23 protein-coding genes and 1 other annotated feature are annotated in these 25,787 nt (G+C 46.2%); of the genes, 1 reads left to right on the forward strand and 22 read right to left on the reverse strand.

The window, feature by feature from the left end; translation table 11 throughout:
* Positions 1 to 467: 467 nt before the first annotated feature.
* The 5 genes from MHH25_RS21485 to MHH25_RS21505 form a co-directional block, all read right to left on the reverse strand.
* Entirely contained in the window at positions 468 to 1,517 is a 1,050-nt protein-coding gene (locus MHH25_RS21485) for a hypothetical protein (RefSeq protein ID WP_340017990.1), read from the reverse strand.
* Positions 1,518 to 1,928: 411 nt separating this feature from the next.
* The gene (locus tag MHH25_RS21490; protein ID WP_340017991.1) at positions 1,929 to 2,279 is read right to left on the reverse strand and encodes an inositol monophosphatase family protein; all 351 of its coding nucleotides are present in this window, start codon (positions 2,277 to 2,279) and stop codon (positions 1,929 to 1,931) included.
* 569 nt (positions 2,280 to 2,848) lie between these two features.
* The gene (locus tag MHH25_RS21495; RefSeq protein ID WP_340017992.1) at positions 2,849 to 5,722 is read right to left on the reverse strand and encodes a ComEC/Rec2 family competence protein; all 2,874 of its coding nucleotides are present in this window, start codon (positions 5,720 to 5,722) and stop codon (positions 2,849 to 2,851) included.
* A 102-nt stretch (positions 5,723 to 5,824) separates the two neighbouring features.
* Positions 5,825 to 6,343 (reverse strand): cytidine/deoxycytidylate deaminase family protein, encoded by a 519-nt coding sequence (locus MHH25_RS21500; protein ID WP_017687196.1) that lies wholly within the window; start codon positions 6,341 to 6,343, stop codon positions 5,825 to 5,827.
* Between the two features lie 39 nt (positions 6,344 to 6,382).
* Entirely contained in the window at positions 6,383 to 7,021 is a 639-nt protein-coding gene (locus tag MHH25_RS21505) for a helix-hairpin-helix domain-containing protein (protein ID WP_340017993.1), read from the reverse strand.
* A 186-nt stretch (positions 7,022 to 7,207) separates the two neighbouring features.
* Between MHH25_RS21505 and comER the strand changes: the two genes are divergently transcribed.
* Complete coding sequence (gene comER / locus MHH25_RS21510; protein ID WP_036615122.1) at positions 7,208 to 8,053, forward strand: late competence protein ComER; 846 nt, start codon at positions 7,208 to 7,210, stop codon at positions 8,051 to 8,053.
* On the opposite strand, the gene leuS is transcribed toward comER, so the two are convergent.
* The 17 genes from leuS to spoVAC form a co-directional block, all read right to left on the reverse strand.
* Positions 8,034 to 10,478 carry a leucine--tRNA ligase gene (gene leuS, locus MHH25_RS21515; RefSeq protein ID WP_340017994.1) on the reverse strand — a complete coding sequence of 815 codons (2,445 nt, stop codon included), beginning with the start codon at positions 10,476 to 10,478 and terminating at the stop codon, positions 8,034 to 8,036. The genes comER and leuS overlap by 20 nt on opposite strands.
* 78 nt (positions 10,479 to 10,556) lie before the next feature.
* Positions 10,557 to 10,826 (reverse strand) — a binding site (T-box leader).
* Positions 10,827 to 10,938: 112 nt separating this feature from the next.
* Positions 10,939 to 11,895, reverse strand: a complete 957-nt coding sequence (locus MHH25_RS21520) for an aminoglycoside phosphotransferase family protein (protein WP_340017995.1) — start codon at positions 11,893 to 11,895, stop codon at positions 10,939 to 10,941.
* 221 nt (positions 11,896 to 12,116) lie between these two features.
* On the reverse strand, positions 12,117 to 12,887 hold the full coding sequence (locus MHH25_RS21525) for a class I SAM-dependent methyltransferase (protein WP_340017996.1): 771 nt from the start codon (positions 12,885 to 12,887) through the stop codon (positions 12,117 to 12,119).
* A gap of 319 nt (positions 12,888 to 13,206) precedes the next feature.
* On the reverse strand, positions 13,207 to 14,112 hold the full coding sequence (locus tag MHH25_RS21530; RefSeq protein ID WP_036668546.1) for a S1-like domain-containing RNA-binding protein: 906 nt from the start codon (positions 14,110 to 14,112) through the stop codon (positions 13,207 to 13,209).
* Positions 14,109 to 14,456, reverse strand: a complete 348-nt coding sequence (gene rsfS, locus MHH25_RS21535) for a ribosome silencing factor (RefSeq protein WP_036615136.1) — start codon at positions 14,454 to 14,456, stop codon at positions 14,109 to 14,111. Before rsfS ends, MHH25_RS21530 begins: the two co-directional genes overlap by 4 nt.
* Before the next feature lie 17 nt (positions 14,457 to 14,473).
* On the reverse strand, positions 14,474 to 15,040 hold the full coding sequence (gene yqeK, locus MHH25_RS21540; RefSeq protein WP_340017997.1) for a bis(5'-nucleosyl)-tetraphosphatase (symmetrical) YqeK: 567 nt from the start codon (positions 15,038 to 15,040) through the stop codon (positions 14,474 to 14,476).
* Positions 15,024 to 15,614: a nicotinate-nucleotide adenylyltransferase gene (locus MHH25_RS21545; RefSeq protein WP_076328126.1), complete on the reverse strand. Its 591-nt coding sequence runs from the start codon at positions 15,612 to 15,614 to the stop codon at positions 15,024 to 15,026. The genes yqeK and MHH25_RS21545 overlap by 17 nt, the downstream gene beginning before the upstream one ends.
* 15 nt (positions 15,615 to 15,629) lie before the next feature.
* On the reverse strand, positions 15,630 to 15,923 hold the full coding sequence (yhbY, locus tag MHH25_RS21550) for a ribosome assembly RNA-binding protein YhbY (protein WP_017687186.1): 294 nt from the start codon (positions 15,921 to 15,923) through the stop codon (positions 15,630 to 15,632).
* Positions 15,924 to 16,192: 269 nt separating this feature from the next.
* Positions 16,193 to 17,062, reverse strand: a complete 870-nt coding sequence (gene aroE, locus MHH25_RS21555; RefSeq protein WP_340017998.1) for a shikimate dehydrogenase — start codon at positions 17,060 to 17,062, stop codon at positions 16,193 to 16,195.
* A 42-nt stretch (positions 17,063 to 17,104) separates the two neighbouring features.
* The gene (gene yqeH / locus MHH25_RS21560) at positions 17,105 to 18,232 is read right to left on the reverse strand and encodes a ribosome biogenesis GTPase YqeH (protein ID WP_036615146.1); all 1,128 of its coding nucleotides are present in this window, start codon (positions 18,230 to 18,232) and stop codon (positions 17,105 to 17,107) included.
* Positions 18,229 to 18,756, reverse strand: coding sequence for a YqeG family HAD IIIA-type phosphatase (locus MHH25_RS21565; RefSeq protein WP_036668542.1), 528 nt, complete (start codon positions 18,754 to 18,756; stop codon positions 18,229 to 18,231). Before MHH25_RS21565 ends, yqeH begins: the two co-directional genes overlap by 4 nt.
* A gap of 110 nt (positions 18,757 to 18,866) precedes the next feature.
* Complete coding sequence (locus tag MHH25_RS21570; RefSeq protein ID WP_340017999.1) at positions 18,867 to 21,080, reverse strand: transglutaminase domain-containing protein; 2,214 nt, start codon at positions 21,078 to 21,080, stop codon at positions 18,867 to 18,869.
* Positions 21,077 to 22,261, reverse strand: a complete 1,185-nt coding sequence (locus tag MHH25_RS21575; RefSeq protein WP_223200005.1) for a DUF58 domain-containing protein — start codon at positions 22,259 to 22,261, stop codon at positions 21,077 to 21,079. The genes MHH25_RS21570 and MHH25_RS21575 overlap by 4 nt, the downstream gene beginning before the upstream one ends.
* Before the next feature lie 66 nt (positions 22,262 to 22,327).
* Positions 22,328 to 23,284: a MoxR family ATPase gene (locus MHH25_RS21580; RefSeq protein ID WP_036615157.1), complete on the reverse strand. Its 957-nt coding sequence runs from the start codon at positions 23,282 to 23,284 to the stop codon at positions 22,328 to 22,330.
* 208 nt (positions 23,285 to 23,492) lie between these two features.
* On the reverse strand, positions 23,493 to 23,843 hold the full coding sequence (spoVAE, locus tag MHH25_RS21585) for a stage V sporulation protein AE (protein WP_047843814.1): 351 nt from the start codon (positions 23,841 to 23,843) through the stop codon (positions 23,493 to 23,495).
* Positions 23,844 to 23,848: 5 nt separating this feature from the next.
* The gene (gene spoVAD, locus MHH25_RS21590; RefSeq protein ID WP_076318841.1) at positions 23,849 to 24,865 is read right to left on the reverse strand and encodes a stage V sporulation protein AD; all 1,017 of its coding nucleotides are present in this window, start codon (positions 24,863 to 24,865) and stop codon (positions 23,849 to 23,851) included.
* On the reverse strand, positions 24,862 to 25,314 hold the full coding sequence (gene spoVAC / locus MHH25_RS21595; protein ID WP_047844446.1) for a stage V sporulation protein AC: 453 nt from the start codon (positions 25,312 to 25,314) through the stop codon (positions 24,862 to 24,864). Before spoVAC ends, spoVAD begins: the two co-directional genes overlap by 4 nt.
* Positions 25,315 to 25,787 lie beyond the last annotated feature (473 nt).

Here is a 25,787-nt window from a genome sequence, read left to right on the forward strand (position 1 = left end):
TATCTAATCTAAATGACACGATGTTTGTTTCCTTTTCTGCAATCAATTTTGAGGTACAATACATCATATTTGAAGAAGAGCATTACCGGAATGGGTTATAGACACATATTCTCCACTGTAAATTGGTAGGCTGTTAAGTTCTTTTTTAGATCAAAAGTACAAACTTCCCCATCGCTCTTAAAACTGACATGATCGTACATTCCTTCTAAAACAAAACTGAAATTAGTAGCCCCTATATTTTTGAATTGTAAGTTATCTCCAAAAGAAAGTTACATTCTAAATAATGCCGGATTAGCACATGGGTTTGTACCGATAAAACAAAAAAAGCCGCTAAAATAGCGACTTCTTATAGGACTATCTTCTTGTACCCAACAAGATTGGATACCGGCTACCTTCTCTAGGAGAAGAGTAAGAGCACGCAAATGGGAAGTCCATTGACGCATTCACAAAGAAATAATTAGTATATATTATTCCAAACCTTTACAGAGCAAAATCATATTTTCCGCCGTCTTCTGTTCAAGATGAATTATTCGACTAAGACTAGCCTTCATTCTTTCTATGTCCATATCATTAATATCAAGTCCCTTTAATCTCTTCTTCACTAAAATGTAATAACTCATGTTTTTTAATATCGTCCACTCTGATTCTAGTTCCGAATAGAATGATTTTAGCACGTCTGTTTTTATGCCATAACATTTAGAAATGAGATTGGATAAGTCTTGATTGCGTTTGTGATATTGACAAAACGAAAATACTCTCACTCTGAACAAATGCTCATCACGTAAACTATGAAACATACTTAGCTCATCTAAGAATGCTGTTAATGAATCTAGCCCAGTATGATAGTATAAATCATATCCTTGATTATATATTAAACCACTTTCTAGCATATTTTCCAATGAATCAACTAAACGAGATAGTTGAATTTCATTAGTAAATTTTCTGGCAAACTCGGTAGTTTTATAAAAACTCAACTTGATTTTTTTGCCAACACTTTTAAAGTATTCACAGGATAAGTCTATCGATTTATAGGGAATATTATAGTAATTCATTTTACCCATGACTATACAATCTTCTAAAGCTGAATAACTTTGAATTTCATCATTATAACTATAAATAAAAGTTGGATGAATCATATGTGAGGTATTCGAGTTCACACCTGAAGGATAATAATATCGATCAACAGTAACAAAAACACAGTAACCATCTTGAATTCTACTCTTAATAATATTGTGAATTTCGTCATATTGATCTAATTCTTCTATTTCATAAAATAAATACTTATCAAGCATCTCAATGGAGTATTGAATCTTAGGGAAGTATGATCCAAAAAACAAAAGTTCTTGCTGAATTTCCTCGGAGCTATACGACTGGTTATAAACTTTTTTTAAGTAGATCGCATCCAGATGGCAGGCGATATCTAAAAAAGCCTCATTCTCACTAGCAAGCATAGCAATTAGGTTATTTGTTATACAATCCATCCATAATCCATTAAAAGGTTTAATGTACTGAGCCATTTCTCACCCTCCGATACTTTGGTTAACCAAAAACATTTTCATTCAGACCATTCCGACAATTTTACTCATTAATTATATTTCCAGAATAAAATTTGCACTGAGAATGAATTTAAGGAAATTGATAAATCTCTGTAAATCGCTTCTACATTGCTCTCCTTCAAAGTCTACGATACATGACCCCGCTTCTCTGGCCATAAGAATCCCCGAGTATAGATCTTCGTCAGAATTATAAAGAACAATTCCTTGGAAATCTCCCCTTGCAAGCTTACACCACAACAAAGATGGGGCCCTAAGACTAATGATCCGTTTAACTTGAAACTCTAAATGTGATTTTATTTTTGTCGCCTCGATATTCTTCTGTACAAATGTCCCTGAATCCAACCCAAAGTCATCTTTTTTAACGGTAATACTTCACTTGCTTTTTAAAGCTTGCGTATCTTTATATGAACCTTCACCCTGTTTTGCGATATAGTCCCGATCCAAATGTGAATCATAAATAACACCGAGTACCACATTCATATGGTGCATCACTGTAATCGAGACGTTATACACAGGAATTCTAATTTCGAATTTTTTTGTACCCTCAAGAGGATCTATCATGCATAACCAGTCGCCCTTCGTGCCCTTAAGTCCAACATCCTCTCCTTTAAATTGATGATCAGGAAAATTATTAACAAAAATTACGGTGATATGTCTTTTAGCCATCTGATCTACCTTTTGTGACAATATCTCCATACTTTCCATTTTCCGTAACAAGAACATTTTTCATAAATCGTCCTCGAGCGATTATTCCTGCTTTAATGTTAAACGAAGCCGGTATTTTTTTTGCTGATTGGAGGAGATAAAGCGTTCTGATCCTCTGTTACTTGGGCTCAATACATACAATAAAGTTACTCCATGTTATTTCACTAATTTCACTAAATAGCATCTTTCATTTAACATTCTTCTCTATAGTCTACAGAAATCAAACAATAATAAAAACCTGACAATGTATTGTTATTATAGTGTACTTGTCATTAAACTAACCTTTTGACAAGCCGTCCTGATGGGGTCTCACGGCAACTTTATACTTCCTAGGCAACTTATGCTTCCAGATACATTTAAAATATCACGAAAGCCCAAAATTCTAAGCCTTTTCTGTCATACTTATAAGTAAATATCTGATCTTTTTATGGGTTAAAGTCTCACTTCAATACTTTTTCTGCTCAGTCAATCCACATCATTGTAAGTTCTCTTGTTTTATCTTCACACCGATAAATAGATTACGTTCCCTCATATCCGTTTTTATCAATTCTTTCAACCTGCTCACCTATACAGTCTTATAAAATCCGTCACTCAACTCCAAACAACTTGTACCGAATATCAATCTTCCCATCCTTTACTCTAATCTGGACCTCACCCATCTGATCCGTCCGATAAATATCTGACCCGGTAGCCTCCAGACGTTCCATCACTCCCGGATTGGGATGCCCATATGTATTGTTAACTCCTGCAGATATCACAGCGGTTTTGGCGTTCCAGTATTGGAGCCAGGCTTCAGTGGACGACGTTTTACTGCCATGATGAGCAACCTTTAGAACGTCAATGGATACAGACGCCGCCGCTGAAGCATCTTTTGAATCAACCTGCAACGGGCGTGTAAGTACCCTTTGTACAACTCCCTCTGTAACTCCAATATCTGCACCTTTCTGTTCAAACTGGGCAGCCAACGAGCCATCCTGAATCATATAGAGCAGGTCCTGCTCGGCCGCAGCATCCATATCTCCAGTGAACAACATGGAAGCCCCCGCCATTTCCAGCAAAAAGACAACGGAATCGTGATTCTGGTGTTCAGATACAGGCAAATTGCCCGATACATTTACATCCATATGTGCCAGATCCGGAGCTATAAAATGTAAACTTGTCTCTTTATCAGCCTTATAGGACATGCCCTGCTGAATAGCGTACAGAGGAATTTTGCGTTCCATGGCTGTGTCCAGTAATTTATCAAAGTTATCCTTACCGCTGGTCGTTCCATTAAACATGAAACGTTTAACCGGAATCTGTTCCAGCACAGCCTGTAGTCCTCCGGCATGATCCTGGTCAGCATGCGTGACAATTACAGCATCCAGTTGATGGATGCCTCTTTTTTTCAATAGAGGAACAACCACCTTAGCTCCCACCTCATACGGATCACGTCTTGTTTTCCATGATTGTTCGGTGTTCCCAAAACTAACCGTTCCCCCGCCATCCACCAGAATGTGTTTTCCTTCCGGGGTTGTAATCAATGTGCTGTCCCCTTGTCCAATATCCAAAAACTGCACGATGCCGGTTCCAACAGGCTGCGGAGTCTGATATGCCCACCACAATCCAGCAATAAAGCTGAGCGCGAGCAACCCGCACAACCATTGCTGAGCTTTACTCATTCGTTCATGTGCATAATATCCTGCACCTCGTGCAGTAAATGCACTTGTATACTCCGGCCAGGCAATACTGGCTCCTAATGTCGTTAATGAAGTTTCTTTTCCATCTACACGGTTCTTACCTTGATCCTGTGCCACGTTAGACATAGAAGAGCGAATGCCCACATTCTCCATGGAAACTGGAGGTTGTCGCCTCACAAGAGGAGCCGTCTCTTCCTCAATAAACGTTGTTTCTCGCTGCTCACCATTGCCACGATGCAACAGGTAGAGTAAGGCATACAACACAGCATAATATGTGGAAATCCATAACAAGGGCGGTGTTGCCCAGATCAACACAAAACCTGGCAGGCTGTTCATCCACTCCACGCTTATAAATGTCAGTTGATTCAGTTGCATCGCAATCCATGCGAGAGGTTTCGCCAAGGGAACCCATATGAATGACAATAACATGGCGACCGTCCCCAGAGGTAATACAATAGCACTAATCAAAGAAACCAGCAGAAAGTTAGCTACAAATGAGAGTAGTGAGAACTGGTTGAAATACAAAATGGTTACTGGGAACGAAATCAGCTGAGCGGTCACGGTCACGGATGCCGTTGCAGCCAGAGATTTCGGCCAGCCGCTGAACAGCCGGTTAATCAATGGCATGTAGATCATCAAACCTGCGGTCACGAGAAAGGATAACTGGAAGCTCACGCTTAGCAAAAAGTACGGGTCCCACCACATCATCAGCAACGCTGCTGCACTGATCATCTGAAGACCGTCTCTGGCGAGACCACGACGTGCCATATACAACCCAATCATGGACATAATTCCTGCCCGAATCACTGAAGGTGAACCTCCGGATAACAGTACATAAGCTGGCACCAGGATCAGAACAATCGTGAGTGCCGTCTCTCTGGTAAGCCTTAGCCAAGATAGAATGAGAAGCAACGAAGCAACATATACAGCGACATGGGTTCCGGAGATTGCCAGGATATGCGTTAGACCGAGTTGTGAAAACTGACCATAGGTACCTGGATCGATATCAGTAGCCATCCCGATAATAAGACCCTTCATATAACCTGCATGAGGCTCTGGAAATAACTGCTCAACCGCCGAGCCCAACTTATGCCTAGTCCAATCCGTCCAACGTAGTACGTTATATTGTCCAAGTCCCTCAGGAGCAACTGCTGTTACCGAACTGGCTCCTTTCACTTTGAACAACCAGTGGATATGCAGGGTGCGCAAGTAACTGCGATAATCAAACCCGCCAAAGTTCCTGGCTTCACCAGGAAGGACAAAAGAACCATTAAGCGTAATCAAATCGCCCCTCTTCCAGCCCGCTGCTACCTGTTGTTCTTCTTCCTCCAACAGTCTGACTTGTACCATCAATTGTTCATCTATGTTGAATGCAGATGATGCTGTCAGATCTGCATCTGCTGACGAATCCGATGTTGCCAATATTGAAGACATCTGAATCTTAAAGTCAGCCCGATCTCCATCAATACGTACATCTGACACAAGCTCACCCTGAATTTCAGCTGACCATCCGTCCAACTCATGAGCAGCGATATGCATGGTCTCCGGCAGACTACTATGATTGCGTGTGTCATTCCACTCCCAATGTGCAGCACCTCCAATAAAGGCAGCGAGTAAAAATAAAACAGACCATCCACGCACATCCATAAAACGAAGTAAAAGTGGCAAACATGCCAGAGCTCCAATTAACCCCCAGATTAACGTCCAGCCTGTTAACGCGCAAGCTATCCCGCTCCCGCACAACCAACAAATCGTAAAACTTAATAATGGTCTGCCTTTCATTTCTCCCCCTCCTTCATTTCACCCGTTGAACGCAGAAAAACCCCCGGAAAGCCAATTCAGGCTTGCCGGAGGTTCTCCCTCACGTATTCGATCATATTTACATTAATTGCTCACAGTCATCATCGTTTCCCGCGGGGGCTGGTAATTCTCCAGCCTGCGGAACGTTATGCCCTTCTGTTCCATCATATTGGTAACCTTGCCGGTATCTTTAGGATAAGAACGATGAAACACGATTTCTGTAATCCCGCTATTCGCCAGCATATTGGCACATGTCCAGCACGGTTCGTCGGTCACATACACGGATGAGCCTTCGCGGTCGATTCGATCTGTGAATAAAAGCAAATTTTGCTCCGCATGAATTGTGCGAATGCATCGTTGCTTTTTCACCATTTCTTCTTGCCCATCGGTCACGACCAACTCATACTCTTCCGATATCATGCAACCTGCTTCAGAACAATCCGGGACGCCGGTGGGCGCACCATTATAGGCTGTTCCCAGCAGTTTCTTTCCCTGAACAAGAACGGCACCCACATGACGACGCGAACAGCGGGAACGGGTGGAAACCATATACGCGATGTCCATAAAATACGTATCCCAGTCCTTGCGTACCTCTGTACTCATGCTGCTTTCCTCCCGCTTAACACAATTTATATTTTAATATTACCGGATCTGCACATACGGCGCCATCTTCTCCAGCATCTTCATACCGATTCCTTTGACCTTTGTCAGATCACTGACTTTTGCAAAAGGACCATGTGCATTCCGATAGTCCACAATAGCTTGAGCTTTCTTCTCCCCAATTCCGGGAAGCTCGATAAGCTTGGAGACAGGAGCGGTATTCACATCAATCTTGCCATTGTCGCTAGCTTCCTCACGAACTACAGGTGGATTACTGCTTGATGCCGTCTCCGAGGTAACCGAAGGATCAGAATTCGTACCCTGCGTAACTGGTTCAATCGAATTTGAGGTGTCCGGTGGATTATCATTCGTCTGACTTGTAGTTTGAACAACTGAATCACCTTCAACCCCAACGCTCGCAAGCTCTTTAGACTCATCTGCCTTTGTATCATTTCCAGTCTGCAGCCCACTTGCCTCGGTTCCCGAAGAAGATGCTCCTGTATTGCCCTGAACCGAAGTAGCCGACTGTACAACAGGGAGTTCCTGCTCTATCGTCGGCTTCTCGGTGCCGAGCTGCAAGGGTTCCCAGCCACTAGGTGGTTGTTCACTTTTGCCCGACCATAATATAAGTATACTTCCAACCACCGCAGCAGCAATAGTCATCCCTTTGTTCCATCTCATTCTTCCACACCTCTCCCTGAATTCAAAAATCATTCATTTCGAACACGGGCGGTGCTTCCGAACCGTTGAACTTTCCTGATGAAACAAGTTGTGCATTTTTCATGTCATGTGAAACAGGTCCTCACGCATAGAATAGAGGGAATGAACTGCGCCAGTACCGTAAAGCATGAAAGGAGGCCTGAAACAATGAAGGTTGGATTTATCGGAACCGGCAGCATGGGCAGCCTGCTAATCTATGCCCTGATCCAATCGGGTGCACTTGAGCCCCGGCAGATCGCGGCCAGCAATCGAACCCCGTCCAAAGTACGTCAGTTATCCCTCCGTTACCCCGGTCTGCATGAATCCCAGAGCAATCGGGAAACGGTGATCCGAAGTAATATCATCTTCCTGTGCGTGAAGCCGCTTGAATTCAAACATGTTATTGACGACATCCTGCCTGTCGTGAATCCCAATCATATAATTGTCTCGATCACCAGTCCCGTGCAGCTGCGACATCTGGAATCTTCACTTCCTTGCAAAGTCTCCAAGGTAATTCCCAGTGTCACACACCAAGTCGGGAGTGGAGCATCCCTCTGCATACATGGCGAACGAATGACCAGTGAAGACCGCGCTGTGTTGGAAAGTCTGCTCAGTCATATAGGCAGGCCGTACCAAGTGGATGAAGCCTGTACACGAATCACATCCGACTTCTCCAGCTGCGGACCTGCATTCATATCGTTCTTTTTGGAACAGTGGATCGAAAGTGCAGTGAAGCTGACAGGCATTAAAAGGGCAGATGCCTGCGCTCTGGCTGGCGAAATGCTCCTGGGAACAGGCAAGCTTCTCACCGAAGGAGGATACACCCCGCAAGAGCTTCAGGCTCGTGTCGCTGTACCTGGCGGTATTACCGCTCAGGCACTTGCACTGCTGAAGGTTAGTCTTGACGGCGTTTTCGACAGCCTGATCCACACGACACATGACAAATATGATGAAGATTTGTTAAAGCTGGATGAACTATTCCGAGCCGGTGAGATTAACCGGCAACAATATTAACGAGTTTGCCTGGAACGGCAATGACCTTGCGAATGGTCTTGCCTTCCAGCGCCTGCTTAACAGGTGCCAGCTCCATCGTAAAGTCCTGCATACCCTGTGCATCCATATCCTTCGCGATTGTAGCACGAGTTACAATTTTACCATTTACCTGAACAACGATTTCTACTTCCGCATCCACTGTCATGGACTCATCATATTCAGGCCAAGCCACGTAAGAGATCCCACCTTCGTGACCCAAACGGCTCCACAGTTCCTCTGCCATATGCGGTGCCAGTGGTGACAACAGTTGCACAAATTTCTCCATCGCTTCACGAGGCAGTGTGTCCGCTTTGTATGCATCGTTGATGAAAATCATCAGCTGGCTGATGGATGTGTTGAAGCGCAGATGTTCCAGATCTTCCGTAACTTTTTTGATCGTTTTGTGAGCAGTTCGTTTGAACTCATCCGTTCCACCGTCCACCGTAATCTTGTCATTGATGGCTCCTGTGTCTTCGTTAATGAAGAGACGCCATACACGTGACAGGAAGCGGTGCATGCCTTCAACCCCGTTTGCATTCCACGGTTTTGTCGCTTCCAATGGTCCCATGAACATCTCGTACAGACGCAATGTATCTGCACCGAATTCATTGACGATTTCATCCGGATTAATGACATTACCACGTGATTTACTCATTTTCTCATTATTGGTACCCAGGATCATACCTTGGTTCACCAGTTTGTGGAAAGGCTCTTTAGTCTCCACAACACCCAGATCATACAGCACTTTGTGCCAGAAACGAGCGTACAGCAAGTGAAGTACAGCGTGCTCTGCTCCGCCAATGTACAGATCAACTGGCAGCCACTGCTGCTGTTTCTCCTTGGAGATCAGTTCCTTGTCATTGCGCGGATCGATAAAGCGCAGGTAATACCAGCAGCTACCCGCCCATTGTGGCATGGTGTTGGTCTCACGACGTGCCTTCATTCCCGTTTCCGGATCTACCGTATTCACCCACTCCGTAACATTCGCCAGTGGTGATTCTCCTGTACCCGAAGGTTTGATCTGGTCGATATCAGGCAGCAGCAGTGGAAGTTGATCCTCAGGTACTGTCTTCATCGTTCCGTCTTCCAGATGCAGAATCGGGATTGGCTCACCCCAGTAACGCTGACGGCTGAACAGCCAATCGCGCAGACGATAGGTCACTTTCCCTTGTCCTTTACCGTTCTCTTCCAACCAAGCAATCATCTTGGCAACCGCTTCTTCATTATTCAGTCCGTTCAAGAAATCGGAATTCACATGTGCGCCATCACCCGAATATGCCTCTTGTGTAACGTCTCCACCTTGAATAACCTCGATGATATCCAGACCGAACTGCTTCGCAAATTCCCAGTCACGCGCATCATGACCCGGAACTGCCATAACCGCACCTGTGCCGTAACCTGCAAGAACATAATCAGCAATCCAGATCGGCAGTTTTGCACCATTAACAGGGTTGATTGCATAAGCGCCAGTGAATACACCTGTTTTGTCTTTGGCCAAATCTGTACGTTCCAGATCACTCTTACGAGAAGCCTGCTCCTGATAAGCCTGAATCGCTTCACGTTGGTCATCGGTTGTAATTGCTTCTACCAATTCATGTTCTGGAGCAAGTACTGCAAAGCTCGCACCGAACAATGTGTCCGCACGGGTAGTGAACACCTTGATAACTTCCTCGCGACCCTCAATGGCAAATACAACTTCCGCACCTGTTGATTTACCGATCCAGTTGCGCTGCATATCCTTGATGCTTTCAGACCAATCCAGCTCTTCCAGGTCTTCCAACAGACGCTCTGCATACTCGGTAATTCTCAGAACCCATTGACGCATCGGTTTGCGTACAACCGGATGTCCACCACGTTCACTCTTGCCATCAATAACCTCTTCATTAGCAAGTACCGTTCCAAGGGCTTCACACCAGTTAACTGCAACTTCATCCACATAAGCCAAGCCTTTATTGTACAGCTGAATAAAGATCCATTGTGTCCATTTATAGTATTCAGGGTCCGTTGTGCTGATCTCACGATCCCAGTCATAGGAGAAACCAAGCGATTTGATCTGGCGACGGAAATTGTCAATATTACGGAATGTAATATCTCGTGGATGTTCACCTGTATCCAGTGCATGCTGCTCAGCAGGCAGACCGAAAGCATCCCAACCCATTGGGTGCAATACGTTGTAACCGCGCATACGTTTGTAACGGGAAACGATATCCGTTGCCGTATATCCTTCCGGGTGACCTACGTGCAGACCTGAACCGGATGGATAAGGGAACATATCCAGTGCATAAAATTTCGGTTTAGCAGGGTCCTCACCCGTTTTAAACGTTTTATTTGCATCCCAATATTGCTGCCAACTTTTTTCCATGACTTGTGGCTGATAGCCGTGTTTCGGCTGGTTATTCTCACTCATCTATTGTTCCTCCTTCAGGTTATTCACTTTAGCTTTAATTGCAACAAAAAAACCTCAGCATCCCGTAGCGTTTGCAGCGCTAGGGACGAGAGGTTGAATTCCCGTGGTACCACCCTAGTTAGTGGACGAACGTGCTTCGTCATCCACTCCCTTTGGACCTGTAACGGCGGTTAACCGATGCGGATTTCCATTCCTGAACCCAAGCTTTATACAAGCAGGTTAAACAGAATGGTGTAATCACCGCATTTCTCCAAGGCGAGTTCGCAAATCACTGTCAACCGGCTTGCACCAACCGCCGGCTCTCTGTTATGTACAGGAATTACTACTGATCCTTATCATCGAAATATGTATACAATATCGGGACCATTATATAAAAAAGCAAGCCCAAAGTCAATATTACACGTTATAATGACCCTTTTAAGTCACACGGTTCGTACCGTTCAATAATACTCGTTGCTGTTCAGGATAACCGAAAACGCTCAATGCCTTCCTCCAGATTATGAATGGTCCAATTCACATGTTCCTGATTATCATATTGACGATAAGCGCACTCAATGCGCAGCACCAGATCAAAGTACAAGTCATAGAGACTTCTTCTTTTCAGCTCACTTTCAGTCGTAATCTCATACCCATACCCTTTCACAAAACCAGGCGTATAGTTAAAATGACTGAAATAATGCTCCATCAGAGGATCTGCCCACAGTGAACGTTCAAAATCAATAATCGCTGTGATTCGACCCGCGTCCACTAGTACATTGCCATCCCACAGATCCCAACTGATAAGCACAGGTTCTTTGACATCGTCCAGCACATCCGATTTTTCTTCAATCAGGCGTCTCAATTCAGGGTAATCGATCGAAAATGTAATCCCGGCTTCTTCCCCGTCGGTAAGAATGTCATCCATCAGATTCATAAATGCATCTTTCCATGTGGAATATCGCTGTTTTTGCTCCGAGAAATATCCAAACTGCTCGCCCTTGATTTCATTAATTCGACGATTGTACCGACCGAGCTGGTGTTCAATGGCCTCCTGCTCTTCCGCAGAATATTGATCCTTGACCTGATTATAGGGCGCTCCAGACATGTACTCCATGATAAAATAACGCGCTGAAGCCATAGTTAACGAATCATCATAAGCCAACACTTGGGGTACGGGAACATCCTGTAGCTCCGTAATGAGGCGCAGTGCCTCAACTTCGGCAATCATGAGATCCTGTTCACAGCGCATCAGATTTGTCGAAGCTGACGGTGCAATTTTGAGTACCACTCGCTGTGCGTCACTCAGTGTAATGAGATATGCATGATTGGCCCAGCCATCCACCATTTCCTTGTAGTCCTGTATACTTGCAGAGAAATGCTGCTCTATTATGGCATTCAACTGTTCTGACGAAAGTCTTGTTTTATATGTACTTTCCATTTTTACACCTCACATTGACAATTGATTTATTTTCTCAGAAAACGCTTTCTATCCGACTATTATCGCCTCCTTTACTTTAACTGGCAATACTTTTTGTCACGTGATTATGTCTTTTCTTGCATTCCTTTAACCTATTTAAGACTATTGCTATTCATTCTCCATAAAAAATCAAACAAAAAACTGCCCTTATGGACCATAAGGACAGTTCTCATTATTCACTCTTACTTCACAGCAACGTAGAACAAGCGCTGTGCGCTGTCTCCAGCCTCTTTCCATTCAAAATCCGCATATACCTTCACGTCTCTAAAACCTGCCTTGGATAACTCCAGCTTCATCCAGTCCGGATTATATGCACGCTGGACATGAACTTCTTCAAACCGCTGGTACATATCCTTATTACCATCATCCACACGCGAAAAAATACTGAGATGATGTTCGATCTCACAGCGATCCTGATCCAGATCACAAGTCCAAATATAAGATACGGAGCGCTCATCCAGTACAAAAGGCTGCTCTTCATCATAACGAATAAGTGTATTGGGATGATGCACATCAAACAGGAACGTTCCATCAGGCTTCAGCATCTCGTATGTCCGCTGGAATGTTCGAACGACATCTTCTTGTTCAAGCAAATAATTGACGCAATCACAGAAAGATATCACCGAATCCACAGGTTCCGGAACTCGCCATTCCCGCATATCCTGCTGCACCCAACGGACACTGCCCTCGCGATACAAGCGATGACCCTGAGGCGTAGCCTCCATCTTGCTGCGTGCAACCGACAGCATATCTGATGAGAGGTCAATGCCTGTAACTTCGAAACCGGAGTTCACGAGCGGGATCGTAATGGAGCCCGTTCCACAGCCAAGTTCAGCGACACTTTTGGGCATTCCATGCTTTTCCCATGCTGTTCTTGCAAACCTTATCCAGTCCGGATAAGGCATATCTTCCATTAATTCATCATACACATAGGCAAATTTCCGGTAAGACATGTCAGGCACCGCACTTTCAATTTCATTTTCGAATTGATCTATATAAGTTGAACCAAAGAATATTTACACTGGACACTCCAATGACAGAACAACCTTCCGATCGCTGTTATCCCCAGATTTTTTTTATTCCTTTTATAAAGGTTTAAATCCGGGGATAAAGGCGAACGCTCCGCTTCTTCAGGTTCTTTCTGTCCTCTCCGTTTCGTGTAAATGTTTAGTTCAATTTATATAACAAAAGAAAAGACAGGGGCATCCGGTGTTTACCCAGCCTATCCCTGCCTTATCCGAGTTCCATATTACAACTATTTAATCAGGAAGATTACTTGTTTTCACTTTGATCCGCAGGAGCAGATTCGGACAGATACGTCCAGCTTTCCTTTTGGACCACCAATCCGTCTTTCATCAATTTGCCCAAGGCACGCTTGAAGGCAGACTTACTGATGCCAAAGCGTTGCTTGATGATATCCGGCGGAGTTGCATCCGAGTATGGCATGCCGCCCATAGGACGCTCTTTCATAAAGGCGAGCAGCTTGTCTGCATCTTCGTTACGTCCAACTTGTTTGAGTTGAGTCATGGCCAGATTCACACGTCCGTCTTCACGTACCAGTGTCACCCGACATTTCACTTTCTCACCAAGACGCAGCATATGACTGCGTTCAGATGAATGAATCATACCAATCGCGCCAAAGCCCAGTACACCACCCTCTACAAGTACAAAAGTACCCATCTGCAGTGGCTTGTACACCGTCGCTTCAACCCACTCGTTTAACCATGAAGTTGGAGCATGGAAAGACAATGGTGAAAGCTCACGTTCCCCGGCCAATTTGGCACGCAGACGTCCCTGCTTATCATGTTCCATGATTACAAAGACTTCATCCCCCACTTGAGGACGCAATTCTTCCAGTTCAGGCAATTCACGAATAGGAAGTAGCAATTGCCGTCCAAGGCCCATTTCCAGGAAACAGCCCAGTCGTGGGTGAACATCAGCCACAACCAGTCGTGCCATTTCGCCAAGCATGAGATAAGGCTTTTTCATCGTTACGGCCAGACGATCTTCTGTATCAAAGAACACAAATACCTCAAGCGTCTCACCAATTTTAATATCCCGTGTTAACTCGGTGTAGTGAAGCAGTACATCTTCCGATCCTGTCGTCAAAAAGAAGCCAAACGGAGACACTTCACGTGAAACCGGCAAAGAGACGACTGTTCCAGCAATCAAACTCATACAGTTTCCACCACTTTGGCGTCAGACCATAGTCGTTCAATGTTGTAGTATTCACGCTCGTCGCGGTGGAAGATATGAACAACAACATCGCCCATGTCCATCAATACCCAACGTGCGGAATCCATACCTTCGATACCTTTGATCGTCGCTCCGGCTGCATGAGCCTGTTTGCGAATTTCAGTGGCAATGGCTTGTACCTGTGTATCGGAATTCCCGTGACAAATAACAAAATAATCTGCCACCAGGGAAACATTAATCAGATCCAACGCTACAATGTTGGATGCCTTTTTGTCGTCAGCGGCAGCAACCGCCATATTCATAAGTTCTTTCGATGATACTGTCATGAACCAACCTCCATAATCTATAATTGTGCAATTAAGTCATTCCGCGACAGCATGGTCAAAGGATAAATGACACGTCGTTGCGAGATCAGCAAGCTGATCGTCGAATCGAATCCGGCAATTAAACCTTCCTCCAGACTACGTTCAGCCTGTTCGCGAATGTGATCTACTCCCGGGAAATCTCGTCCCGGTTCAATGTAATCGGCAAGACATACCACTTTGTCCAGCAAGCTCATGCCTACCCGACCCGAGGTATGCCACCGGATGGCATTAATAACTTCGGAATCTTCCACACCGTAATCACGCTCGGCTACAAAAGCACCGACTTCGGAATGCCAGAGCTGCTTGTCATGCTGCAGAAGTTCCTGGTTTAATCCGTTATCACGGATGACCGCTTCCATCTCCACTACGGGCCAGTACTTCGCCACATCATGCAATATCGCTGCCAGATCCGCTTTTACAGGATCAGCACCATATTTTTCAGCCAACTTCACTGCCGATTCCATCACACCCAGTGTATGCTTCCAGCGTTTCTCCGGCATTTGTCCGGATACGGCTTGAATCAGTTCCTCACGGCTTAGTCCCATATAAACCGCTCCTTACAATGTATTGGTGCACTTCATCGGGAATCATAAAGCGTACCGAATGTCCTTTGGCCAGACGTCTGCGTACGGCTGTCGATGAAATATCGACCAAGGGCATCTCGGCCAGCAGGACCCGATCCTGTAACTCGTCTGGTAAATCATCCAGATGTAACTGGAAGCCCGGCCGACCAACTCCGATAAAGGTTAAGCGTTCTGCAAGCTCTTCAATCTGCTCCCATTTGGGAAGATAGTTCACCATATCCGCCCCGATAATGAAATAAAATTCATGTTCAGGATGGCGACGCCACAGTTCCTTCATCGTATCGATGGTATAAGACACTCCGCCCAATTCCATCTCGATATCCAGCACCTCATATTGCTGCACACCCTTCACAGCCGCTTCCGTCATATCGAGACGTTGCTGTCCCGAAGCTCCGGCTCCGCGTTTGTGAGGTGGAACATGGGAAGGCATGAACCAGATCTCATCCAGTGCATGTGAATCCCTTGCCGCTTCAGCTGCCAGGAGGTGTCCCATGTGGATCGGATCAAACGTACCACCCATGATGCCGATCTTCACCTGCGTCACGCTCCCTTATCTAGGTAGTTCGATTTGTTTGTTATCGCGAGATTCTTTGTACAGGATGATTGTGTTACCAATCAGTTGTACAAGCTCACTTCCCGTTTCACGGGCAACTTCTTCTGCCATCTCTTTTCTGTCCTCGTCATTATTGTTCAACACTTGCACTTTCATCAATTCGCGCTTCTCAATCGCATCTTCGATGTGACGGAACAGGTGCTCGTTGGTTCCACCTTTACCAATCTGAAATACAGGGGTCAGGTGATGTGCCTGTGACCGCAAAAAGCGCTTTTGTTTACCGTTTAACATGAATACTCCATACTCCTTATGTTGAGCAGGCCCTGATCGACAGCGCAAAAACTGTCCGGACCTGACCATTCAATTATTATTTTTCAATGGTAAAAATGATCACTGAGTACACAAGGTGACTCCGATTGCAGTACCATCTTCCGATCGCTGTTATCCCCAGATTTTTCTGATCCCTTTTCACAAAGGGAAAATCCGGTGATAAATGCGACCACTTCGTTTCTTCAGATTGGTTCTGCACTCGTCGTCTGCATGTACTCTTAATATCATTTTCACACTTTAAAACTGTTTAGTACAGCACGTCTCATCGTCTCCACAGGAGCGGGAATGCCGAGCCAATGTTCAAAGGCCACTGCGCCCTGATATACAAACATACCCAAACCACCGTGCACCGTGCATCCTCGCATCCGCGACTCTCGAAGCAGGCGAGTTTCCAGCGGATTATAGATCAGATCACTCACCGCTGCTCCTTCACGGATCAGTGTGGGATCAACCGGTACGTCTTCAACATGAGGATGCATTCCTGCAGCGGTTGTGTTAATCACGATATCAGCCATAGCCAGTACCTTTGCAACGTCTTCCATGCCACTGCCCGAGATTTCTCCCAAGCCATGCCCCTGCAAATCCGAAGCAAGTGCAATAGCTCTGTCCGCTGTACGATTTAGGATATGGATCCGCTCAGGCTTCTCCAGTGCAAGTGCATATATGACACCTCTCGCTGCTCCACCTGCTCCTAGTACAGCAATACGTTTACCAGCAAGCTCAGGCACAGCCTCTTCCTTCAGGGAGCGGACATAACCAATACCATCCGTATTGTACCCTGTCAGTGTTCCACCTTCATTAACGATGGTATTCACCGCACCAATCAGGCGAGCACTTTCATCGATCACATCGAGATACTGCATCACCTGCTCTTTGTGCGGGATGGTCACATTAACACCACGATAGCCCAGTGCCACAATTCCGCGAACTGCCGCTTCCAGTTGATCCGGATGAACATGCAGTGGCATATACATTCCATTCACTCCTGCAGCCTGCAGAGCCGCATTGTGCATTGCCGGAGACTTGGAGTGAGCAATAGGATCACCCATAACACCAAGCAACACGGGAAGTGAAGAGTTGAATTTGTTCTGCTCAGACATAGGTCCGCCTCCGATCCATCTGATGTACAGCTTCTGAGATTACTAGATCAAGGATGGGCGGATCTGTACACGAATGCCTTTTGGAGCATGAACAGCAACAAGCGCTCCAATATCGCCATTAACCTTAATCCAGCCCAGACCCGAGATGAATACATCCGATTGACTGCCGCGTTTGATGCGGAATTCATGTCTGGTCCATTCAGCCATCTCTGCTGCATCCTCACGGGTTGGCGGAGACAACAATTCTCCCAGATGGTCGCGGTACAGATCATCTGCACGCTCCAGCTTCGTCCGGTGAATATCAAGCGCAGTGCTGATAAAACAAGTGAACGACTGGCGATCACCTTCCACAAAGTCAAATCGAGCCATGCCGCCAAAGAACAGCGTCTGACCGGAATTCAACTGATACACAGCGGGTTTAAGCGGTTTTTCCGGCATGATGGCAGCGAGATCCTTACGTGAAACAATCTCGCTGAAACGCCATGGATACACGATTCCAGGCGTATCAATAATATATTTTCCATCATCCAACGGAATGTTCACCATGTCCAGCGTTGTTCCCGGATAACGGGATGTGGTCAGTTCCTGCTCCAGATCGCTGTAATCACGGATCAGACGGTTAATCAGTGTGGATTTGCCCACATTGGTGCCGCCAACCACATATACGTCACGATCTTCGCGATAGGTTCCAACAAGCTCAAGCAGACGGTCGAAGCCCTGATTTTGCTTTGCACTGCACAAGACTACGTCCACTGTACGCAGACCCTGTTCTTTGGCTTGCTTTTGTACCCAGTTGCGAATCTTGTTCCAGTTGGTTACTTTCGGAAGCAAGTCCGTTTTGTTCACAGCAAGCAATACCGGATTGTTGCCTACAAAACGTTGCAGACCAGAGATAATACTGCCATCAAAGTCAAACAAATCAACGATATGGATGACAAGTGCATCCTTATCCCCGATTTTGCTAAGCAGCGCCAGGAATTCGTCCTGATCCACCGTAACGGATGATGACTCATTGTAGTTTTTGATACGGAAACAGCGTTGGCATATAACCGGTTCACGATCCAATGCCTTCTCGGGGATAAACCCTGGTAATTCCGAATTTTCTGTTTGCAGATGCACGCCGCATCCGCTGCACCTTACGGCAAGGTTGCCGTTATGCGGTTCTGTCATTTCTTCTTTTCCTCCTCAAGCCATAAGCCTTTCTTGCGTAAACTCGTTAGAGCAATCCGTTCCACGCGTCGATTGAAGCGGGTCATAAAACCTTCGTCCCCAATGGAGATTGGCAGTACCAGAACGGTATATAACCCCATTCGGTTCCCTCCATAGACGTCCGTAAGCATCTGATCACCTACTACAATCGTTTTTTCAGGAGATAACTCCATCATTTTCATTGCTCTACGAAACGGTACATTCGATGGTTTGCGTGCACTATGCACAAACTGGATATCCAGCGGGGTCGCAAACAGGGATACACGATTCAAATTGTTATTGGACACAATCATTAGCTTGAAACCTGCCTCTTTCACACGTGCAAACCATTCAATCAGTTCGGGCGTAGCGTCAGGGGCTTTGGCTCCAACGAGTGTGTTATCCAGATCAGTTATAATTCCACGGTAGCCTTGAGCGTACAGCTCTTCCAGATTAATGTCAAAAACCGTGTCTACACGCAGCTTGGGCATTAACATTTTAAACAAAGAAGTCACCTCAGTTTCATACGACACACTATATCACAAATCCGTCTTTCCTGAAAATGCATACAGCGCCTGATGGCATAGGAAAAAAGGAAAAACGGGACGGGCAACAACTATGCCCGTTCCGCTTTCAGTTCCTTCCGCAGCTTCAAGGCGGTCTGATAGACGCCCTTCCAGTCGTCGGCAGTTACGGACGCCGGACTGTAACGAGTCTGTTCAAACTTCGTGAGAAGCTCATACAATGTTGCTTCTGCAGCAGGTTTTGCCTGGCTCCAGCGGGCTACCGATTCACGAAGTGTCTCGTCTCCGCTCCGGGTCAACCCTTTGCGTTTCACATACTGAATCCAACGCTCGGTCTCTGCCACTACCTTCTGTTCAGGGGTGAGCGGTCCACCTGTCCGTAGACGAAGCAGGAAGAATCGCATGGAGAAACGATTACGCCAGAACATATATGCTACCCACAATACAATAATGGCTCCTGCAGCCCTGATAACAAAAGTCGGGATGGCAGACGATGTCTGCTCAGGTGCAGGGGTCTGCTCTTCCTCTTGTACCGGCTCCTCTTCTGGCTCTTCTTCTGGCTCATCTACAGGCTGTACATCAGGCTGTTCCGTCAGCAGCGGCATATCAAAGCCCGGCGTTGCTTCAACAGGAATCCAGCCATACTCACCAAAATAAACCTCTGCCCAGGAGTGTGCATCTGCATTGGTAACGGTGTAGGTCGTCTCAATCTCCGCACCAGGTTGACGTGGGGCCTGCATGTCCGAATTCAGGGACAATTGTCCAGGCGCATAACCTTTAACCCACCTTGCAGGAATGCCCTCCGAGCGCGCCATCATCACCAGCGCAGTGGAGAAATAGTCACAGTAGCCTTCCATAATATCGAACAGGAAACCTTCCACAAAGTCGCTGCTTACTTTTCGAGATAAATCCGGATTGTTTGTGTATTCAAAATTAGTTTGTAAATAGTTTTGCAGTAATGCCACTTTTTCATACGGAGTATTCGCAGATGCCGTTATCTCGGCTGCCAGATTCGAAACCCGGTCAGGGAAACGGGATGGTAACTGCAAGTACATATCATCTGCCGGATTACTGTTATACAGATCTTCAAATGACTTCGTACGAAGCTCATCTTCCACAATCACAGGGGCTTCCGATACGATAGTATACGTCTTGGGATACTGCGGTTGCTGACGGTCTGTCACCACGTGCAGTTCAGCCTGTTCAGCATTCCACAACATCCGTTCCGTTCTGTCCTCACCATTAATGGAGCTCACTTCCGAGATCGAATAAGCACCAAAGAGAATCGGATAGACATTATCATTCAGCATCGTTACGTTCTGAGTCACTTGTTTGATATTCACATTACCGGATTCTTGGTTCTCCAGAGGCTGTCCAGCTTGAACATTCTCTGTCGTACCCCGTCCACGGTCATCCCAACCTGTGCCTGTATACTCTGCACGTGTCTCACCGCGCCAGTAACTACGCTCATTGGTCGTGACAGACATGACAGGGGTATAGTCGAAGTTAAAACCTCCACCAAGCTGATTGTCTTCCCTGCTGTATCCCGATTCGGTAGCCGCGGGAATATCAAGGTTTCCGTTACCAGCCTGACTTGTGGAAGTTCCGGTATAGTTACGCCACGCCGTATATGGGTCCGTCAAGGTGGGGGGAATCTCAGGCATATTAACGCTGGCTACAATAATCAAAGAAAAGATAATGGCAATATTGGCCAGGACTTTATAAGGATACCGGATGATTCGTTTCCAACCTTGTGGATACTGTAGCTGATAGTTACGGAAATGCTGGCATACGAGCCATCCCATCCCCGCAAACATCACCCACGCGATTTCAATCCAGAGTGGAATCTGGGTGAAAGAATCGAGAATCCCCATCGAAATGATGTTAACACCCAGAAAAACAAGAATGCGACGTGTTGTGGTCACGAGTCGAAGCGCAGCTTCAAGCATCACCCATGCACACAGGGAGAACCAGATGTACGGCGTCATGTGTAATATGAATTGCTCCGCTCGGTCCGTTAAAGAGCCATAAGGGATGTATACCGTATAATCAATTAGCGTTTTATGCAAAATGTAACCAACAACGACCGCCTTGATGATCGCCCGATAGATCGTTTTGAAGGGCAGAATGACCTCCAGCACACTGACCGCTGCAAGTGTCCATAACACCAGAGAAGTTGTCTCCGTGTACCACGATTCCTGCGTAAATGAAATCCACTGCATTCCAATCAGGAAAATCCAGAGCAATGACGCTGCATGATACCAGGATCGTTTGCCTGTAACACTTTCATTTCCTTTTGAACTCATACAGAACCTCCCCCCATCACCGTTGGAAGCTCCTGCAAGTGAGAAACAGTGAATGACCTCGTGCCTCTTCCACGCAACATGGCATTCCACTCGGCACTCCGGCGGGATTCACTGGTATCGATCAGAATATGACATGGCGTCATGCCCCGCGTATCGGCCCAGCGCAACAGTTCCATTATTTTTTCATCCTTCTGGGGAGAAATCACAACAAAGTATGCCCCCTGAGGCAGTTGACGTGCGATTCTTTCTACGCCGGGCAACAAATGGGTATCCTGACCGTTATATTGAATATCCACCAGATGATGCATCATCTTCTGCCGTTCCATCAGACTTTCACTGGGGGCCATGAAGGATGTCTGGTCTGACAATGTCAACAACCCCATCCCCATTCGTTCCCTGACACCATACTCCAGCAGAGAGGCAGCCGTGGAAACGGCAATTTCAAATGCATCCCCATGTTCATAACTTGATGCCAGCGCATCCAAAACCAGAACGGTTTTGGGCACAGACTCATGTTCAAACTCCTTGGACTTCCAGTTCCCTGTCTTTGCCGTTGCATTCCAGTGAATGCGGGAAAGTCGATCTCCGTATACGTAGTCACGTACACCATTGATCTGAGTGGTCTCTCTCCGTGAGCGGGTTAACGCCGTCTGAGGACCGGATAACCGTGATTTGCGGTCGTAAAGCTGCCAATATGGAATAAATACCGTTCTTGGCAGTACGCGAAACTCACCTTTGGCCTTAAACTTTCCTCGATGTTCAATCAGTCCAAATATGTCCTCGCTGGCACATTCCGTTTCTGAAAAAACATACTTCCCCCGCTCAAGTGGTGGCGTCTGGAATGACAGCTCCCCATTACCTCGCATATTGGGAATCAAACTTTCCTTGAACGACCACGATTCTCCGTTATGCCGATGCAGCATTTCACGCACAACAACATAGGGAAGCGGGAGGAATCCCGGAATCGTCAGACTCAGCTGTACTTGAACCTGGTCACCCGCATGCAGCAATTCTTCGTGGTCTGGACCAGAAGATAACCTACGAACCCCTTGAGCACGTCTTACCCCGCTAAATCCAGCAATGGCAAGGTACACACAGAGCAGGGTCACCATCGACAGCAACATAAGGGATGTCTTCCCGCCCTGAAACAAAACATAAGCCAGACAGCACATCCACACCATTGCGATGCTCCATACGCGTGGGTGGCGTAACCCTCTATTGACTGTTCTCAAAAGCGGCTTCATGAACTATTGCCCCATGGAGACGGGCACGCGTACTTGCTGGAGTACGGCATTCAAAACGGCCTCGGAACTCATACTGTCCAGTCTCGATTCGGGACGAAGCACAATACGATGAGAGATCACATAAGGGGCCATCGTTTTCACATCATCCGGAAGCACATAATCACGTTCCTGCAAGAAAGCAAAGGCTTTTACGGCCATCATGAACGATATGGCTGCCCGTGGGCTGGCACCTAGCAATACAGATGGGTGGGAGCGGGTTTGACGAACAACATCCAGCAAATAGTCCATGACCGGATCACCGATAAAGACCTCTTTAATCTCCTGTTGGATTGCCGAGATCTGGTCCATATGAGTCACGGATTCAAGACGATCAACAGGCTGACCGAGCTGATGCTGTTTCAATAGGATTTTCTCAATTTCCTTATCGGGATAACCCAGACTTATTTTCAACATAAACCGGTCGAGTTGTGCTTCCGGCAACGTATACGTACCTTCAAAATCAATCGGATTCTGAGTTGCACAGAGCATGAATGGATGTGGCAGATCATACGTATCGCCATCAACGGTTACGCTGCGCTCCTCCATCACTTCGAGCAGAGCCGATTGGGTTTTTGTTGTGGCCCGGTTAATCTCATCAGCCAGCAAAATGTTGGTCATCACAGGACCTGGCCGGAAATAAAAACGCTCATCCTTCGGATGGAACACAGATACGCCGGTAATATCACTAGGTAAAATATCAGGATTACATTGAATACGCCGGTACTCACCACGCATGGATTTCGATAACGCCTTGATTAACTGCGTTTTGCCAGTTCCCGGTACGTCTTCAATCAGAACGTGCCCGCCTGCAAGCAAAGCTGTAAGTAAAAGTTGAATTTCAAAGGATTTCCCCATAATACAGGATTCCAGATTAGAACGAACTGCGGATATGATTTGGATCGACTCTTTGCGCACAGGCATGTGGTCTAACCTCCTAAAAAAGCATACAGATTTCCTTTTATTGTACATGATCCAGAGTCACGAGTACACTCGAAGGACCTCACAATTTGTTTCCAGCCCGTCAGATTCACCGCAGTTCTCGCATGAATACGACAAAAAAGGCCCGGATAGAAGTTATCCGAAGCCTCTGTTGAATCGCAATATGTTCAAGTAGATTTCTCATTCTATGTTAGCCTTTTGGTCTAACGACCAATGCCGCGAGAAAAGAAAAGATGATCGCTGACGAAATCCCCGCCGCAGTCAGGTCAAAAATCCCTGTAATCACACCCAGCCATCCCTCTTTTTCCAGCTCCGTCAATGCCCCGTGCACCAAGGAATTACCGAAACTTGTGATGGGGATGGTAGCACCCGCACCTGCAAATTTAACCAAGGGGTCATACACGCCAAATGCATCCGCAAGCGCACCCGTCACAACAAGTGTACTCATGGTATGAGCTGGCGTCAGTTTAACCCCATCCATTAGAAGCTGTCCGACAACACAGATCAAACCGCCAACAATAAATGCCCACAAGAACTGCATTACCTTTATCCCTCCATTTCTATGGCTACGGCATGTGCAATACAAGGAATACTTTCACCCTGCTGGTACGAAATTGGAGACAGCAGTGCCCCGGTAGCTACGACGAGCACCCGTTTAAGATCACCCTTCTGCATTCGGTTCAAAATGTGACCATAGGTGACGGTGGCAGAACATCCGCAGCCACTTCCCCCGGCAACCACATAAGGCTGTTTCTCCCGATCATAGATCATCAGGCCGCAATCATTAAATACCGTCTGTTCCATGGGAATGCCTTCTTTTTGCAAAAGCTCTTTCGTAATTGGCAGACCGACGGAAGCCAGATCCCCGGTCACAATGAGATCATAATAGCCGGGTTCCAATCCCGTATCCCTGAAATGAGAGATTATAGTGTCGGCTGCTGCTGGCGCCATGGCTGAACCCATATTAAAGGGATCTTTGATGCCCAAATCCATAATGCGTCCAATAGTTGCTTTGGTAACAACGGGGCCATCACCAGTACGGGAGACCACACCACACCCTGCTCCTGTGACGGTATATTGCGCATAAGGCGGCTTTTGGGAGCCATACTCCGTCGGATACCGAAATTGTTTCTCCACCGTACAATTGTGGCTCACCGTTCCTGCAAGGACATAATCGCCAGCTCCGGAGTCAACAATCATGGACGCTAACGCTAACGTTTCCATGGAAGTAGAACAGGCCCCAAAGACACCCAGGTAAGGCACACCCAGTTTTCGCGCTGAAAAGGAACTGCTGATAATCTGGTTCATCAGATCTCCACCAACAAAAAATTGAAGCTCTTCCTTGGTGATATTTGCATTAACCAAAGCCAGTTGGGAGGCCTGTTCGAGCAGTTTGCGTTCTCCCTTTTCCCACGTTTTCTCGCCGATCTCGAGGTTGTCGTAGACATAATCGAAATCAGATGACAGTGGGCCCTCGCCTTCTTCTGGTCCTACAACTGCGGATTTACCAATGATCCGAGGACGATTCTCAAACTGCCATGTCTGGCGACCCAATCGTTTCACAGGTGCCCACCTCCAAATCCCAAAAAGGCGTAAACGATCCCTACGACAAATGCTGCCACGACACCAAACACGATAACGGAACCAGCAAGTTTAAACATGTTGGCCCCTACACCGAGCACCAGTCCTTCAGCACGATGTTCCAGTGCAGCAGAACACATGGAATTGGCAAAGCCGGTAACCGGCACAGCAGTTCCTGCTCCTGCCCATTGAGCCATTTTATCGTAAACGCCGAGACACGTTAGAATAACCGATATGAGAATCATGACCGCTACCGTAGGACTGGAAGCTTCCTTTGATGTCATGTCGAAACCGGCCATAAAAGCCTCTTGAATGGCCTGTCCAATCAAACAGACGGTACCCCCAACCAGAAATGCTTTGAGGCAATTTTTCAGGATTGGACGAGGCGGCTCATGTTTTTTTGCGACTTTTTTGTACTCCTTTTCATCCATGGACAGGGACGACGATTTTTTTTCGCTTCCGGATGTAGATTGAGCTGGCAATATACAAGACCTCCTCTATGTGAAAATGGTTCAAAGCTACGGCTGAATGCCAATGTGTGTAATCCTATATTCATTGTTTGTTATTAATCGGAAGGTTATGTATCCGGCGACAGACAGCATATGTTTCCAACAAGATTATGTTGTGAAAGCAAAGTGGGAATACGCCGGATCTGAGGACTTTTAGATAGTCTATAAATAAAGAAGAACAATCACGAGCAAGATAAAAAGAACGATAAACAGTACTTTTTCCGTGCCCTCTTCTGGAGGCTTCATTGGATATTTAGCTCCTTCCTGTAGACAGACAAACAAATATTGAAATAAGAACTTCACAAAATGATGACATCTCCTCCATATATTCATATTCATTGAAGTGGTATCAGGACTACGACTACAGCGGATAGAGTCATGAAACTTGGACACGG

Origin of the sequence: Paenibacillus sp. FSL H3-0457, assembly GCF_037981725.1 — a bacterium.
Taxonomy (GTDB): Bacteria; Bacillota; Bacilli; order Paenibacillales; family Paenibacillaceae; genus Paenibacillus; species Paenibacillus amylolyticus.